The 15,250-nt window shown below is 73.2% G+C and carries 14 protein-coding genes; 7 read left to right on the forward strand and 7 right to left on the reverse strand.

Features of this window, described 5'->3' with window-relative positions:
• The first annotated feature begins 23 nt into the window (after nt 1-23).
• Nucleotides 24-1,037 carry a LacI family DNA-binding transcriptional regulator gene (locus tag ACZ3KP_RS31780; protein ID WP_467503643.1) on the forward strand — a complete coding sequence of 338 codons (1,014 nt, stop codon included), beginning with the start codon at nt 24-26 and terminating at the stop codon, nt 1,035-1,037.
• Nucleotides 1,038-1,105: 68 nt separating this feature from the next.
• On the opposite strand, the gene ACZ3KP_RS31785 is transcribed toward ACZ3KP_RS31780, so the two are convergent.
• Nucleotides 1,106-1,834, reverse strand: coding sequence for a glycoside hydrolase family 16 protein (locus ACZ3KP_RS31785; RefSeq protein ID WP_467503645.1), 729 nt, complete (start codon nt 1,832-1,834; stop codon nt 1,106-1,108).
• Nucleotides 1,835-2,240: 406 nt separating this feature from the next.
• Here ACZ3KP_RS31785 and ACZ3KP_RS31790 point away from each other — a divergent pair, with 406 nt between their 5' ends.
• Nucleotides 2,241-3,530, forward strand: coding sequence for a glycoside hydrolase family 6 protein (locus tag ACZ3KP_RS31790; protein WP_467503647.1), 1,290 nt, complete (start codon nt 2,241-2,243; stop codon nt 3,528-3,530).
• Between the two features lie 35 nt (nt 3,531-3,565).
• Here the strand turns inward: ACZ3KP_RS31790 and ACZ3KP_RS31795 are convergent, their stop codons facing one another.
• From ACZ3KP_RS31795 to ACZ3KP_RS31810, 4 genes are read right to left on the reverse strand one after another with little or no spacing between them, the layout of a single operon-like run.
• The gene (locus ACZ3KP_RS31795) at nt 3,566-4,903 is read right to left on the reverse strand and encodes a DEAD/DEAH box helicase family protein (protein WP_467503648.1); all 1,338 of its coding nucleotides are present in this window, start codon (nt 4,901-4,903) and stop codon (nt 3,566-3,568) included.
• Nucleotides 4,900-6,489, reverse strand: coding sequence for a hypothetical protein (locus ACZ3KP_RS31800; protein WP_467503650.1), 1,590 nt, complete (start codon nt 6,487-6,489; stop codon nt 4,900-4,902). Before ACZ3KP_RS31800 ends, ACZ3KP_RS31795 begins: the two co-directional genes overlap by 4 nt.
• On the reverse strand, nt 6,480-7,598 hold the full coding sequence (locus ACZ3KP_RS31805; RefSeq protein WP_467503852.1) for a hypothetical protein: 1,119 nt from the start codon (nt 7,596-7,598) through the stop codon (nt 6,480-6,482). The genes ACZ3KP_RS31800 and ACZ3KP_RS31805 overlap by 10 nt, the downstream gene beginning before the upstream one ends.
• The gene (locus tag ACZ3KP_RS31810) at nt 7,552-8,505 is read right to left on the reverse strand and encodes a phosphatase PAP2 family protein (RefSeq protein WP_467503651.1); all 954 of its coding nucleotides are present in this window, start codon (nt 8,503-8,505) and stop codon (nt 7,552-7,554) included. Before ACZ3KP_RS31810 ends, ACZ3KP_RS31805 begins: the two co-directional genes overlap by 47 nt.
• 244 nt (nt 8,506-8,749) lie before the next feature.
• Between ACZ3KP_RS31810 and ACZ3KP_RS31815 the strand changes: the two genes are divergently transcribed.
• Complete coding sequence (locus ACZ3KP_RS31815) at nt 8,750-9,346, forward strand: histidine phosphatase family protein (protein ID WP_358982300.1); 597 nt, start codon at nt 8,750-8,752, stop codon at nt 9,344-9,346.
• A gap of 32 nt (nt 9,347-9,378) precedes the next feature.
• On the opposite strand, the gene ACZ3KP_RS31820 is transcribed toward ACZ3KP_RS31815, so the two are convergent.
• Nucleotides 9,379-10,857 (reverse strand): hypothetical protein, encoded by a 1,479-nt coding sequence (locus tag ACZ3KP_RS31820; RefSeq protein WP_467503653.1) that lies wholly within the window; start codon nt 10,855-10,857, stop codon nt 9,379-9,381.
• Between the two features lie 255 nt (nt 10,858-11,112).
• Between ACZ3KP_RS31820 and ACZ3KP_RS31825 the strand changes: the two genes are divergently transcribed.
• Nucleotides 11,113-11,517 carry a hypothetical protein gene (locus tag ACZ3KP_RS31825; RefSeq protein ID WP_467503655.1) on the forward strand — a complete coding sequence of 135 codons (405 nt, stop codon included), beginning with the start codon at nt 11,113-11,115 and terminating at the stop codon, nt 11,515-11,517.
• Between the two features lie 56 nt (nt 11,518-11,573).
• Nucleotides 11,574-12,443, forward strand: a complete 870-nt coding sequence (locus ACZ3KP_RS31830) for a spermidine synthase (RefSeq protein ID WP_467503657.1) — start codon at nt 11,574-11,576, stop codon at nt 12,441-12,443.
• Between the two features lie 9 nt (nt 12,444-12,452).
• On the opposite strand, the gene ACZ3KP_RS31835 is transcribed toward ACZ3KP_RS31830, so the two are convergent.
• Nucleotides 12,453-12,983, reverse strand: a complete 531-nt coding sequence (locus ACZ3KP_RS31835) for a hypothetical protein (RefSeq protein WP_467503659.1) — start codon at nt 12,981-12,983, stop codon at nt 12,453-12,455.
• A gap of 98 nt (nt 12,984-13,081) precedes the next feature.
• On the opposite strand from ACZ3KP_RS31835, the gene ACZ3KP_RS31840 reads away from it, so the two are divergent.
• Nucleotides 13,082-13,792: a response regulator transcription factor gene (locus ACZ3KP_RS31840; protein WP_467503660.1), complete on the forward strand. Its 711-nt coding sequence runs from the start codon at nt 13,082-13,084 to the stop codon at nt 13,790-13,792.
• On the forward strand, nt 13,789-15,183 hold the full coding sequence (locus tag ACZ3KP_RS31845) for a sensor histidine kinase (protein WP_467503661.1): 1,395 nt from the start codon (nt 13,789-13,791) through the stop codon (nt 15,181-15,183). Before ACZ3KP_RS31840 ends, ACZ3KP_RS31845 begins: the two co-directional genes overlap by 4 nt.
• Nucleotides 15,184-15,250: the final 67 nt, after the last annotated feature.

The following is a 15,250-nucleotide window of genomic DNA, read 5'->3' on the forward strand; positions in this document are numbered from 1 at the left end:
GCGGTGACATGAAGGGGCAAGTGATGAACGAGGTCTCGCGGTCGGGACGGCCGACGCTCGACGAGGTGGCCGCGCTCGCCGAGGTCTCCCGTTCCGTCGCGTCAAGGGCGCTCAACAACGCTCCGCATGTCAGCCGTGCCAAACGCGAGGCGGTGGAGCGGGCCGTACGGGAACTCGGATACGTGCCGAACCCCAGGGCCCGGGCGCTGGCCACGCGTCAGGCGGGAGCAGCGGCTCTCGTCATCTCGGAGCATGATCCCTCAGTGCTCGCGGACCCTTTCTTCGGACAGGTCATCGCCGGAGTCTCCAGTGTCCTCGAAGAGGCCGACCTGCATCTCATGCTCTGCCTGGCCGCCTCCGACCGGGGCCGAAAGCGGGTCGGGGACCTGCTGCGGTCCCGAGGCGTGGACGGCGTGATGATGATGGCGCTGCACGCCGACGACCCCCTGGCGCACCTGGCAGCGGAGACGGAGCTGCCGGTCGTCTACGGCGGACGCCCCGGAGGCGCCGACCCCCGCTGGTACGTGGACATAGACAACGTCGCCGGCGCACGGCGCGCCACCGAGCACCTGCTCGCCGGCGGACGCACCGACATCGCCACCATCTGCGGGCCGCTGGACACGGAGGTGGGCCGTGCGCGCTACCAGGGGTACCGGGAAGCGATGCTGCTCGCCGGGAGGAGGCCGCACGCCCCCGAGACCGGGGACTTCAACGAGCCCAGCGGGGCCGCGGCCATGGCCAGGCTGCTCGAGAGACATCCCGCCGTGGACGGAGTGTTCGCGGCGAACGACAACATGGCGGCGGGGGCCCTGCGTGCACTGCGCGCGGGCAGCCGCTCGGTTCCGCACGACGTCGCCGTCGTGGGCTTCGACGATCTCCCCGTGGCGCAGATCGCACACCCGCCGCTGACCACCGTGCACCAGCCGATCCGTGCCCTGGGACGGGAGATGGCCCGCATGCTGGTCGGTGTCATCGAGGGCGCGGACCCCACTCCCCTGCTGCTGCCGTCTCATCTGGTGGTGCGGTCCAGCGCCTGACCGTGCGGACCGCCCTCGCGGGATCCCGCACGGGCGGCGGCCGTCCCGGAGGACGGCCGCCGGTCAGGTCACGGGTAGTACGGCGTGTAGGTGATCGAGGAGACCTTCAGGTAGCGGGCGCCGTCCGCCGTTGCCCAGGTCGAGTTGTCCGGATTGCCGGGCCAGTCGCCTCCCACCGCCGTGTTGACGATGAAGTGCATGCCGGTGCCGGCCGGCGTGGTGTAGGACTTCGAGCCCGTGATGGTGCCGTCCACCGCGAAGTCGACGTGGTCGGGCCACCACGTGAACGAATACGTGTGGAACGCGTTCGTCCACCCCGAGGAGTTGTTCTTCGAGTACTGGGTCTGCCCGTTGTTCTGGTCGTGAAGTGTCTGGTATACGGTGCGGTTGTTCTGGCCGACGATCTCGGCGGCGTCGAACTCGGGCAGCCACGGGTTCAGGTAGGCCGCCCACACCGCCGGGAGCAGCCCGCGTCCGTCGGGCATGTTCGCGGTGAAGCTGTAGGTTCCGTAGCCGTAGAGCGCCTTCGACTCCACGCGGCCCGAGTAGTAGGTCCCGTTGGCGGCCTTGTACGTCTTGATCATCAGGGTGCCGCCGTCGTACCAGACGCAGTTCGGCGTGTACGTCTCCAGCTCGTTGTTGGCGGTCCACCTCCCATTGATGACGTTCCACGAGTTGACGGTCTGGGGACTTCCCCAGGAACTGGCATGCGCCGGGTGAGCGGAGAAGGGCAGCAGCAGGCACGCCGCCACCAACGTGGCCGCGCCGCGGACCGACGTGAAGAGACCAGCTGTCATGGTGAGCTCCGTTGCTCGGCCGTGGAGGCATTTTTTGGAAGCGCTTCCAGCAGAAGGGGGCACTTCGCTCCGTGACGGTGAACATGACAGCGCCGTAATCGGCTGTCAATAGCTTCGACTTCAACTGTTGAACAAGAACGGGCCGATCACTTCGATGAGCGAGCTCGATTGAACTGAAGGTAGTGCTGATCCGGACGTTGCGGGTCACCGAGTTCAGCACATGAATGCAAGGGTGAGGCGACGCGACCGCCGCCTTCGTTGCTCATGTAGTCGTATACGTCATCCACTTCGGGCTTGACACGGGCTCTCGTGCGCTCAATCATCACCAACTTGGAACCACCCTGGAAGCGCTCCCAACCGGAGTCGCCCGGCACACCCACACCTACGGAAAGGGAGACTCCACCCCATGATCAATGGCAGAGCGCTCCGCCGGCTGGCCCTCGCGGCCTGTGTGGCGGCTCTCGCGGTGACGGGCCTCACCCCCGCCGGCGCCCAGGCCGCCCCCGGACCGGCACCGAGCCGAACACTGGGCAGCGGCACCCGCTTCTATGTCGATCCACACAGCGAAGCCGCTCACCAGGCCCTCTCCGACCTGCGGGCCGGCCATCTGACCGACGCGCGCAACATGGCCGAACTCGCCAGCTGGCCCGAGGCGGTCTGGCTGACCGACGGAACCCCCCGACAAGTCGGCGATCGCGTCCGAGGCATAGTCCGGGCCGCGAAGGCGACCCGCTCCGTCCCCCTGCTGGTCCTCTACAACGTTCCTGGTCGCGACTGCGGCTCCTATTCGGCCGGCGGCGCGGCCGACTCGGCCGCCTACGACGCCTGGGTGAAGGCCGTCGCCGGAGCCATCGGCACCTACAAGGCCGTCGTCATCGTCGAACCGGACTCACTCGCCCTGCTCCCCAAGGACTGCGGCCCGGACACCGACCCGACAGGTTCGCTCACCACCGCCCGTATCGCCGAGGTCAGATCGGCCGTCGGCACCCTGGAAGCCGACCCGGCGACCTCCGTCTACCTTGACGCCGGCAACAGCAAATGGCTGCCCGTCGGTGAGATCACCGGCCGACTGATCGACGCGGGCCTGCGGCAGGCGCAGGGATTCGCCCTCAACATCTCGAACTACCAGCCGACCGACCAGCTCAACCGCTATGGCACATGGGTGTCCAAATGCGTCTGGTACGCCACGGAATCCGTTGACCCCGCCGGGCGGGCCGACCAGTGTGCCAGCCAGTACTACTCCTCGGCTGCCCCCAACGACGGGCTCCCGGGCGACGCTGTCGAGTCCGACGATCCTTCGACCTGGCACTGGACCGACGCCTGGTACGACAGCAACGTCGGCACACCTCCTGCCGACCGGCTCACCCACTACGTCCTGGACACCAGCCGGAACGGACGGGGTGCGTGGACCGCCCCGCCCGGCAAGTACACCGACGCCGAGGTCTGGTGCAACGCCCCGGGCCGCGGAGTCGGCAACCGTCCCACGACGCAGACCGGCGTCCCCTTGGCCGACGCATACCTGTACGTGAAGACCATCGGCCAGTCCGACGGCACCTGCCACCGCGGCACGGCCGGACCGGGAGACCCCGAGTACGGCGGCGTCGAGGATCCGCCCGCCGGTGCCTGGTGGCCGGACTTCGCCCACACCCTCGCCGGCAACGCCAACCCTCCGCTGACCTTCAACCACGCACACTGATCACACCGCTTGGCACACCGGCCCGGCTCCCTCGGTCAGGGACGCCAGGGCACCCGGTGCTCGGTGAGGTGGGCGAGGACCGCGTGGTTCGCCTCCCAGCCGTCCGGGAACTTCACCACCGTGCCCAGCTGGACCGGTTCCGTCGACGGGTAGTCGTCCAGGAGGTCGGTCACGCCTGCGCGGCAGATCATGATGCAGGCGTGGCGGTGCCGGGAGGCCAGGACGCAGAGGCGGCCCGTCTCCAGGTGGAAGGCGGTGGCGTCGGGGCGGCCGGAGAGCGGGTGCAGGACCACCGTCACGTCGTACTCACGTCCTTGGAGACGGTTCGCCGTGTCCACGGTGACGTCCGCCACCCCCAGCTCGGCGAGCGCCGCCCGGACCGCCGCCGCCTGGTCGCGGTGGGCCGTGCCGACCGCCACCCGGTCGGCGGTGAGCGGCGCCGGCTCCGGTGCCCGCTCGGAGACGGCCGCCCCACCCCGGTCGAGCAGCCGCCGCACCACCGTCGCCACCGCCCGCACCGCCTCCGGGTCGGTGCGCGGGGTGTGCCGGGCGGGCAGCTCCAGCAGGCCCCAGCCGGACTCCGCCGCCTCGTCGATCACCCGGTCGGGGCCGGAGCCGTCGGAGGGGACGGCGAAGGAGAGCCGGCGGTCACCGGGCCCGGTGCCGCTGCGGAACGGCGTGTACGGGTAGAACGCGCCGGAGACCAGCGGGGCCGCGGACGCGGGCAGCCGCCAGGACACCGGGAGGCGGTGCTGCGGAAGGTTCGGGTTGTGCGCGAGGAGCGTCGAGACGGCGGACCCCGAGGGGTCGTACGACAGGCCCGCCCACTGCTCGCCCCCGACGATCGAGAACGGGTCCAGCTGGCCGGGGTCGCCCACGAACAGCGCCCGTTCGAACAGCCCGGCCACCGCGAGCAGCGAGTCCGAGCGCATCTGGTACGCCTCGTCGACGATCGCGTGCCGCCACGGCTCGTCCACCGTGACATGCGCCCACTTCGCGGCCGTGGACAACACGACCGGCGTCTCGCGCAGATCGGCCGCCTTCGCCGACTTGCGGACCTGGGGCAGGTCGTCCAGCGCCTTGTCGTACGGGTCGGAGTCGCTGCTGTGCAGCCGTCCGACGGGCAGCTCCGGGTTCTTCTCGGCGAGGCGCAGGACCAGGTCGTCGACCTGGGCGTTGGTCTGCGCGACCACCATCAGCGGGCGGCCCGCGTCGGCGAGTTCGAGGGCCGCGCGGACCACGAGTGTGGACTTGCCCGCGCCCGGCGGGGAGTCCACGACCACACCCCGGTCGGTGCCGTGCAGGGTGTCGTGGAGGATCGCGGCGGTGGCGCGGGCGGCCTCGGCGCCCGGGTCGAAGGCCGTGGTCGTCACAGGACGTCCTCCTGGGTCATCGCGTCGGCCGGCTCCGGCACGCCCTCGCCCGGCGGGCCGCCGTGCGTCCACGGGGTCGCCTCCGCATCGGGCAGCTTCGCCCCGCCGCGCTGCTCGTGCTCGAACAGGGTGAGGGTGAGCCGGTCGCCCTTCTCCGGGACCGATCCGGGCTCCGGTTCCTTCCCCCGGCCCATCTTGTCCAGCACCCGCAGCACGACGACCCCCTCGCCCTCGTACCCGACGAACTCCATCGACTGCGGCTTGCCGCCCAGTGAGCGGTACGTCCGCACGCGCTCGGCCAGTTGCGGCCGGTCCTCCGTGCGCACGGTCACCAGCGGGCGCGGACTGGGCCGCTTGCCTTCGCCGTACGCCATGACGACGTCGAGGACCTCGCCCGCGAACGCCTCCCCGGCCAGCCGCCGTCCCGCCATCACCAGCGGGTCGTCGAGCGCCTCCTGGGCGTCGAGCCGGGCCTGTTCCCGCTCGCGGGTGGCCAGCTTGTTGGCCGCGGTGACCGCGTCGTCCCGGCGCGGCTGCGGCGGCTCACCGGCCAGCACCCGGTCCCGGTGCCCGGTGAAGGACCAGCGGTCGCGCGTCCAGCGCTCCTCGACCCGGGCCCCCTCCGGCAGCCGGCGCAGCAGGTCCAGGCCGTGCCACACCGCGTCCCAGGTGGGCCGGGTACGGCTCTCGACCAGGTCGCGGATCTCCCGCTCGGCCGCGGTGAGGATGGCCAGCCGGGCGTCGGCCTGCAGGCCGTCCTCGGCGGTGGCCAGGGCGGTGCGGGCCCGGTCGTAACGCTCGAAGGCGGGCGCGAGCAGTTTGTTGTCGAACGCCGGGTCGGTGGCGGGGCCGGCCGGCGGGCACACCAGCTGTCCGTCCGCGTCCCGCGCGAGCTCGGCCGTGCGCGCGGCCGCCGCGCCCGTGCTGCCCTGCGGAGGGTCGATCCAGGCGAGCAGCGCGCCCAGGTGCTGGTCCTCGATGCCGGACTGACCGGTCGCCCAGTGCCGGGACAGCAGGTCCGTCATGGCGAGCAGCAGGGAGGAGCCGGGGACCCGGGCGCGCTCCCCGAAGTGGGTCAGCCAGCGGCCGAGCAACGGCACCCGGGGCGGCGCCGGGAAGGGTGCCTCGGGATCCTGCTCCGCCGTGCGCCGAAAGCGCATCGAGCGGCCCAGCAGTCGTACGTACTCGATGCCCGCGCGCCCTGGGACGATCAACTGCGGCGCGTCCGCGCACAGTTCGACCTCCACCTTGACCCGCTTGCCGGTCTCCGGGTCGGTCTCGGTGCGCTCGGCGGCCTCCACGGACCCGGCGTAGGAGTCCAGGTACGGCAGCACGACGTCGGCGAGTGCGGCGAGGAACGCGAACCGCAGGTCGCGGTCGCGCGGCTGCGGTACGACCAGCAGGCGCGGGGCGTCCCGGTCGGTGCCGACGAGGGCGCCCAGCGGGGCACCGGCCTCGCCGGAGGTGGTGAGCGGCACGAAGACCAGCGGGTGCCCGGAGAGGTGCCGGTGGCGGACGGTCGCGGCGGGTTGCGCGGTGCCCGTGCTCACGGCTTCCAGGCGGGCGAGGGTGGTGATCAGGGACACGCGGCCCCCTGGAGGGCCTCGGCCCGCAGGGCCGCCGCGCGGCGCAGGGCCGCGACCGCCGGGTCCCCGGGGTCACCGCTCTCGCCGCGCGCCGCCGACAGCACCTCCTCGACGGTGGTCAGCCCGCCCAGTTCGGCGCGGACCGCGCGGCCCAGCGCGGTGACCTCGTCGGCTGCGCGGGAGTGCTGCCGGCAGTGGAAGGCCAGTTCACAGGCGGACAGGCACTCCGGCGCGTAGGTCGCCGGGACGGCCGCCACGGCCGCCGTGAGCTGCTCGGCCGGCAGGTCGGGGGCGAAACAGGTGCCTTCCGGGAGCGCCTCGGCGATCTCCTCGATCCGGGTGAGCCGGTCCAGCTGGCGGGCGGTGACCGCACGCTGCTTGCGGACGTCCACGGCGGAGGCGGTGGGCAGGTTGGAGAAGTCCCTGGGGCAGACCAGCAGCACGTCGTGGCGCACCCGCGGGGCCGGGTCGAGCCGGGCCGCGACCTCCTCCAGGGCCAGCACGTACACCGCCGCCTGGCGGGCCGCCGCGCCCACCTTCGCCGGGTCGGCCGAACCGTCCAGCATCGGGAAGGACTTGATCTCCACGACCGTCCAGCCGCCGTCGGGGTGCACGACCACCGCGTCCGGCTCCAGGAACGCGGGGGAGCCGGCCACCTCCAGGGCCAGCATCGGATGGTCGAGCAGCGTCCAGCCGCCCGCCCCGGCCGCCTCGCGCAGCGCGAGCGCCGTACGGGCCGTGCGCCCCTCGGGGCCGATCGCGGACAGGTCGGGCACGGCGACCCGCTCGGCCGGCTCGGCGCCCGGGTCGAGGTGGGCGCGCACCAGCCGCAGCAACTCCGCGCCGCCGTCCGCCTTCACCTTGGCCTCGAACGCGTTGCCCCGGGTCAGCGCGAACTGTGACTGGCCGAAGGCCGAGGGCGAACCCAGCGCGCTCGCCAGCGCGGTCTTGTCCACCCCGGCGCCGTCCAGGATCGCCCGCCGCCTGCACCCCGGGTTCGCGGCGAGCGCCGCGAGGGCACGCGCGTCGAGGGCCTTGGCGGGGACGTCGGGGCCGCGCAGCTCAGCGAGCCGGTGCCGGAGCGCCGTCCCCCGCGTCTGTGGGGGCAGGGTCCGGCTCGGCTCCGGAGCGGGGCCGGGACTCGCGCTGCGATGGAATTCGCTCACCCGCCGAAGTCTGGCATCCGCCACTGACAATCGGGGAACCCGCGCCCTCCGAGCGGGCTGCGACGAGCGAGGCGCCCGGGACGACCCGGGCCCGGACCAGGTCCGCGACCCGCATCACGGACGGCGCGAGCAGGTAGCCGACGCCCATCACGGCGACGCCCGCGACGGCGTCCAGGAAGTAGTGGTTGGCGGTGCCCATCACGACGATCGCGGTCAGCAGGGGGTAGGCCACCCCGAGCACCTTCGTCAGCCGGCTGTTGCCGTACCGCCACAGCATCACCCCGCACCACAGCGCCCAGCCGCAGTGCAGACTCGGCATCGCCGCGTACTGGTTGGTCATGCCGCCCATCCCGCGCGGAGCGCTGGCCTGACTGCCCCACCAGCCGTACGAGCTGTACTGGGCCATCGTGTCCACGAATCCGTACTTCGCGGCCAGCAGCCGGGGCGGGCAGGTGGGCAGCAGGGTGAAGCCGATCAGGCCGATGAACGTGGACGTCATCAGCCAGGTGCGGGCCCGCCGGTAGATCTCGGCGCGCCTGCGGAACAGCCAGACCAATATCAGGGGGGTGATCAGGTAGTGCAGTGAGGCGTACCAGAAGTCGGCCGGGACGCCCAGCCACGGTTCGTGCGTGAACAGGCGGTTGAGCGGGTGCTCGGCGTTCAGGCGCAGGTCCTTCTCGATGCGCAGGATCGCCAGACCGTGGTCGACGGCGCTGGAGGTGTTCCCGCGCGCGAGCAGCCGGCCGGCCGTGTAGCAGCCGTACACCAGCAGGATCAGCGGCAGCTCGGTCCACCAGCGCAACCGGGTTCGCACAGCCACCTCGGTGCCCGGTTTCTCGGTCTGCGGCATCCGACTGCCTCCCCCTTCTCGTCCTGGCTGCGCGGCGCCCGGCGGGCCGACCGTGACACTTTACGGTGTGCGCACTCCCGCCCACGCGGGGCGGCTCAGCCCTCAAAGACGCGGTGGACGCCCGCCGGGTTGCCCGCGCCCGCTGCCTGCTCCGCGTGGTCCCTGCGTGTTGCCTGCGGGTTCCCGGCGTGGGTGATGATGGAGGTGTCCCGCTTGCGAACATCTCCCGAAAGGTTCACCCTCCATGGCACCGCGCATCCTGCTGGCCCGGCACGGACAGACGCAGTGGTCGCTGTCCGGCAAGCACACCGGCAGGACCGACGTACCGCTCCTGGAGGAGGGCCGCCGGGGGGCCAAGCTGCTCGGCGAACGGCTGCACCGGCCGCCGTACGACGGGCTCGCCGACGCCGAGGTGCGCACCAGCCCGCTGGCACGCGCGCGCGAGACGTGCGAACTGGCGGGCTTCGGCGACCGGGCCGACGTGTGGGACACGCTGATGGAGTGGGACTACGGGGCGTACGAGGGGCTGACCCCGGCGGACATCCAGGCCGCCCGCCCGGGCTGGCTGATCTGGCGGGACGGCGTGCCCGGTGGCGAGACGCTCGCCGAGGTGACCGCACGGGCGGACGAGGTGGTGTCCTGGGCCCGCTCCGCCGACCGGGACGTGCTGGTCTTCGCCCACGGGCACGTCCTGCGGTCGATCGGCGCGCGGTGGCTGGGCCTGCCGCTGGACTTCGCGGCCCGGATCCGGCTGAACCCGACGTCGCTTTCGGTGCTGGGCTGGGCCTACGGGGAGCCGGCCATCGAGAGCTGGAACGACCTGGGGCACCTGGCGGGCTGACGCCGGCCGGGGCGCCCCTGGACGGGGTCGCTCTACACCACCCTGGGTGTCGAAGCGTGCCGGTCCAGGAACTCCTGGACGCCGCTCGCCCGCCGATGCGGCAGCAGCACCCGCGCCGTCCCCGCCAGCATCCCCTGGATCCGCGACGACTGGACCTGGTCCAGCAGCTCCAGGACCCGCATCCCCGCCGTCGCCGCCTCGTCGGGGCGCCCGCCGCGCGCGAGGTCGTCGGCCAGTTCCGCCGTGTACAGGGCGATGTTCCTGGTGAAGTGCGGGTCCTGCAGCTCGGCCGCCCGGCGCGCGTGCCGCGCGGCCCTGCGCCAGTCGCCCAGCGTCGACCAGCACTGCGCCTCCAGCCCCTCCAGTTCGGCCTCTCCGTAGAAGCTCATCCACTCGGGATCGGCGTCCGAGTGGCCCCGCTCGAAGAGGGCCTGCGCACGGGCCAGCGCCTGCTCGCAGCCGGTGCGGTCGGCGAGCCCCGCCCAGCCGCCCGCCTCGCGCAGCGCGAGCAGGGACATCAGGCGGGCCGAGCCCAGCGGGCGCGCGACGCGCTGCGCGGCCTGGGCCGCCCGCACCGCCTCCCTGGGCCGCCCGGCGTCCCGTGCCAGGAACGCCGTGTTGCAGAAGGCATGCGCCTCCAGGCCGGGGTCCCCGGTCATCCGCGCGGTCGCCAGCGCCTCGGCGTAGTGCGAGCGGGCGTCGTCGAAGCGGCCGGAGTCGTGTGCCAGCCATCCGACGGAGATGGCCAGTTCACCGGCGCCCGAGTGCAGCCGCTCGGCGGTCGTCTGCCGGGTCGCGCCGGCGTCAAGGAGCGCGTAGGCCGCGCGCAGCGGAGCCGCCGCGCGCCGGTACAGCCCGTCAGCGCCGTGCCGGTCGTCCAGCAGCCGGATCCGGCGTACGGCCTCCTCCAGGGCGGTCGCGTGCGCGGTCCCGGCACGGCGCACCGGCCGGTCCGCCGCCACCGCGTCGATGGTGAAGCCCAGGGGGCCCAGCGCGGTGGCGGCCACCGTGGCGCCCCCGCCGGTCATGAATAGGCGACGCAGCACGTCGCTCTCCTCGTAGTTGTCGTGCGTCTCGAACGGGTCCTGCGGGTTCCGCGTCTCAGGCGGTTCATGCGGGCGGTGCGGGTTTTGCGGGTCATACGGCTCGGCGCCCCTCGGCGTCTCAGTCCCGGTGCGGGGAAGCGACGCGTGGGGCACGTCCTCCGGGATCCGCGCCGCGCGTCCGCGAACGGACGAGCGGGCCGCGAAACCGAGGTCGGCCAGCGTGCGGCCGGGGAACATATGGAGGAACACCCGTTCGTACGCGTAGTTCGGGCAGCGGATCTCACCCGCCTCGACCCGGCCGATGTAGCGCGCGTCACAGCTCACCCGCTCGCCGATCTCGCGGGCGGCACGCCGTACCAGCGCGGCGAACTCGGCCGGCGAGTGCCGGCCGCGCAGCTGCCGGAAGGCGAGGTTCGGCCGTGCCGGCCGATCGGGCTGCGACGAGGTCGTGGTGGACGACGCCATGGCCGGGTCCTCTCGTGCGAACCGTCGAACCATGCCGGACTCGTGGTGAGTTGTCCGAGTGGACCCTTGATTCCGGCGGGCAAGAACGTACCTGCTGTGTCGGACCCGTGACGCAGTGTTTAGCTACAAACCGGATATCTCATCCACGATCTGCCATGAACTGCCATCCTTTGCGGCTGACTTCCGCCGTAGCCGTTGACGCGGTGGCGCGTTGGACCCCATGGACTGCAAGAGGGCTGCGCGGTGGAGGCCGGGATGGAGACCAGCCAGAGCAACGATCCTTGTACGCCGCCGGAGGCTCCGGCGGCAGACGATGCGGGATGCGACCTCGTGACGGTGCCGGCCCGGCAGGGCCTGGAGGCCGTCGACATCCTGCGCCGGGGAGCCGGAGAGGCGGTGGGGCCGGTACTCCACCACGACGGGGGCGGCACGCTCGGCTTCGTGGTGCCGGCCGGCACGGCGGCGGGCTGGGACGTCCCCGGCAGCACCTGCACCGGCACCGACGGGCGCGGGCTGCGACTCAATCCGCAACCGCCGGTCGAGGGTTCCGACTGGCTGCTGCCGCCCGGCGAGGCCGACCCGGCGACCGACCCGGCGGTGCTGCGCCGGGCGCTCTGGGAAGCGGCGCGACTGATCAGGGCCGCGGACAGCTGCCGCTGACCGCCACCGTGGCCGCCTGGATTTCCCCGGCGGTCGCCGCCTGGGAGAATGGCCCGATGGGCAAGTCCAGGAACACCCGGCGCCGGCCGGCCGCCGCCGAAGCGGTGGTCGAGGCCGTCGACGGCGGCCTCGCGCAGCTCGTACCCGACCCCGACCGCGGCCGCGCCTGGACCCTGCTCATCGACGGCGCCCCGCAGTCCCACGTCGACCTCGACGACCCGGCGTACCTCTCCTTCGAGTACCAGCGCCGCCTCGGCCACGTCATCGACCTCGTCGCACCGCCGGGCAGGCCGGTGCAGGTGGTGCACCTCGGCGGCGGGGCGTTCACGCTGGCGCGGTACGTCGCGGCGACCCGGCCCCGCTCCACGCAGCAGGTGGTGGAGCGGGACGCGGCCCTGGTCCGGCTGGTGCGCCGCGAGCTGCCGCCGGATCCGGCCGCCCGGATCCGGGTGCGGTCCCTGGACGCCAGGGAGGGGCTCGGGAAGATCCCGGAGGCGTGGGCGGACCTGGTCCTCGCGGACGTGTTCAGCGGGGCGCGCACCCCGGCGCATCTGACGTCCACCGAGTTCCTGGACGAGGTGCGCAGGGTGCTGAGGCCGGGGGGTGCCTACGCGGCCAACCTCGCGGACGGGCCGCCGCTCGCCCACCTGAGGGGACAGATCGCCACCGCGGCGGCGCGGTTCACGGAGGTCGCGGTGGTCGCGGATGCGGCGCTCTGGCGGGGGAAACGGTTCGGCAACGCGGTGCTGGTGGCGGCCGACACGCAGCTGCCCGTCGCCGAGCTGACCCGGCGCTGTGCGTCCGATCCGCACCCGGGGCGGCTCGAACACGGCCGGACCCTGCGGGACTTCACCGGCGGTGCGGTGGCCGTGACCGATGCGGCGGCCGTGGCGTCGCCCGCTCCGCCGCCCTCGGTCTTCCGGTGAGTCCGCGGGTCAGTACGTCTCCACCTGCACCTGCGGTGGGCCGTCGTGCCAGGTGCAGAAGACCGTCACCCGGTCCGTGCTCCTGCTGAACTCGACGCGGATCCAGGTCTCCGTCTTCCACACCTGCATCGACCAGCCCGTGCCCGGCGTCGCCGAGACCAGGGTCGCGTCGGCGTCGCCCAGGTCGAAGACCGCCCGCCCGCCGTCGGTGTCGTAGGCCTTGACCTGCCCGGAGGCGGTGGCGGACGCGGTGGCGGTGGCCGACGGCCCCGGGGCCGTCGCCGGGGTGCGGGAGGGGGCCGGGGCGGGTGTCGCCGACGGGGGCGGGGCCGCGGTCCGCGACGGCGGGCCGGACGCCGGTGCCGTCGGCGGCCGGGCGCCCTGGGTCGTCGGGACGTCGTCCGTCGCCGTCACGGGCAGGGCGCGCGGCGGGTCGTAGGCCGTGCCCGCCAGCACCGTGTGCACGCCCCACCACGACAGCGTGGCCGCCGCGCCCGTGGCGAGCAGCCAGGCCAGTACGTGTACGAGTCCTCTGCGCATCGCGGGCCATACTGCCCCAGCGGCAGCGCCGTGCGCACGCGCACCGAGTTGTCCACAGGCCCCGACCGGGTCCCGCCGCATGGCGTACGGTGCGGCGCATGGCAAGTGTGCTCGTGGTCGAGGACGACCAGTTCGTACGCTCGGCGCTCATCCGGCAGCTGACCGACGCCTCGCACACCGTGCGCAGCGTCGGTACGGCACTGGAGGCGCTGCGCGAGGTCGCCCATTTCCGTTTCGACGTGGTCGTCCTGGACCTCGGACTGCCGGACCTGGACGGCTCCGAGGCCCTGAAGATGCTGCGCGGGATCACGGACGTGCCGGTGATCATCGCCACCGCGCGGGACGACGAGGCGGAGATCGTGCGGCTGTTGAACGCCGGCGCGGACGACTATCTGACGAAGCCGTTCTCCGTCGAGCACCTGTCGGCGCGGATGGCGGCGGTACTGCGCCGGGCCCGGTCCGGCGGGGGCGAGCCGCCGCCGTCGAGTGTGCTGCGGGTGGGCGGGCTGGCCGTCGATCCGCTGCGCCGGCAGGCCGAGTTGGACGGCGTACGGCTCGATCTGACCCGGCGGGAGTTCGATCTGCTGGCGTTCCTCGCGGGACGGCCGGGGGTCGTCGTGCCCCGCCGGGAACTGCTCGCGGAGGTGTGGCAGCAGTCCTACGGGGACGACCAGACGATCGACGTCCACCTGTCGTGGCTGCGCCGGAAGCTGGGGGAGACGGCGGCCCGGCCGCGCTATCTGCACACCCTTCGGGGGGTCGGCGTGAAGCTGGAGCCACCGGGCGGGGAAGTGAGGCCGGTCGGATGAGATGGGCACTGGTCAAGGTCTGTCTGGCGGTCACCGCGATGGTCGTGGTCGCCTTCGCGGTCCCGCTCGGCCTGGTCATCAAGGAGATGGCCCGTGACCGCGCCTTCTCCAACGCCGAGCGACAGGCCGCCGCCGTCGCCCCCGCCCTGTCCATCACCACCGACCGGGACAAGCTGGAGCGGGTGGTGGCCTCGGCGGGCGCCGACCGGGGCATGGCCGTGCACATACCCGCCGCCGGGGGCAAGGCGGCCGTCGACATCGGGCGGCAGCGCGCCGCCGACGGGGACATCGCCACCGTCCGGAAGCTGGGGCGGGCCTCCACCACGGGGGTGGCCGGCGGATCGACCCTGCTGCAGCCCGTCGCGCTCGGCTCCGGTGCCATCGCGGTCGTCGAGGTGTACGTCCCCGAGTCCGAGGTGAACCACGGCGTCCTCGCGGCCTGGGCGGTGCTCGGCGCCGTCGGCCTGGCGCTGATCGTCGGCTCCGTCGCCGTCGCCGACCGGCTGGGCGTGCGGATGGTGCAGCCCGCCCAGCGGCTGGTCGAGGGCGCGCACGAACTGGGGGAGGGCAGGCTGGGGGCGCGGGTGCCCGAGGAGGGTCCGACCGAACTGCGGCTGGCGGCGGTCGCCTTCAACTCCATGGCCGACCAGGTCGTACAACTGCTGGCCAACGAGCGGGAGCTGGCGGCCGACCTGTCGCACCGGCTGCGCACCCCGCTCACCGTGCTGCGGCTGAACGCGGCCTCGCTCGGGGACGGGACCGCCGCCGAGCAGACCCGGGCCGCCGTCGCACAGCTGGAGCGCGAGGTCGACACCATCATCCGTACCGCCCGGGAGGCCAAGCCCCAGACGGCGGCCGTCGGGCCGGGCGCCGGCTGCGACGCGGCCGAGGTGGTGCGGGAGCGGATGGGGTTCTGGTCGGCCCTCGCGGAGGACGAGGGCCGCAAGTGGCGGGTGGCCGGCGTGGACCGGCCGGTCCGCATACCCGTCGCCCGCGCGGACCTGGCCGCCGCCCTGGACGCGCTGCTCGGCAACGTCTTCCGGCACACCGCCGAGGGCACCGCCTTCGCGGTCGACGTGCACAACGCGGACGACGCGGTCATCGTGCTGGTCTCCGACGCCGGTCAGGGCATCCGGGACCCGGAGGCGGCGATGGCCCGTGGCCGGGGGTCCGGAGCGGCCGGTTCGACCGGGCTCGGGCTGGACATCGTGCGCCGGCTCGCCGAGTCGACGGGCGGCGACGTGCGGATCGGCTCGTCGGTGCTCGGCGGGACCGAGGTGCGGATCTGGATCCAGCTGGGCGGCCGGAAACCGGAGCGCACGGGGCATCGGGGGAGCGTGCGCCGGCGCCGGGCCGGGCACCGGACGCGCACCATTGGTCTCGACCTTTAATCGGTCCCGATCCCTTCCTTAAGCGCGCCCTAAGATCCCGAACAGCCATCCCTATCAAGCCGTTTGT

It is taken from the genome of Streptomyces sp. NPDC020958, from assembly GCF_055562175.1.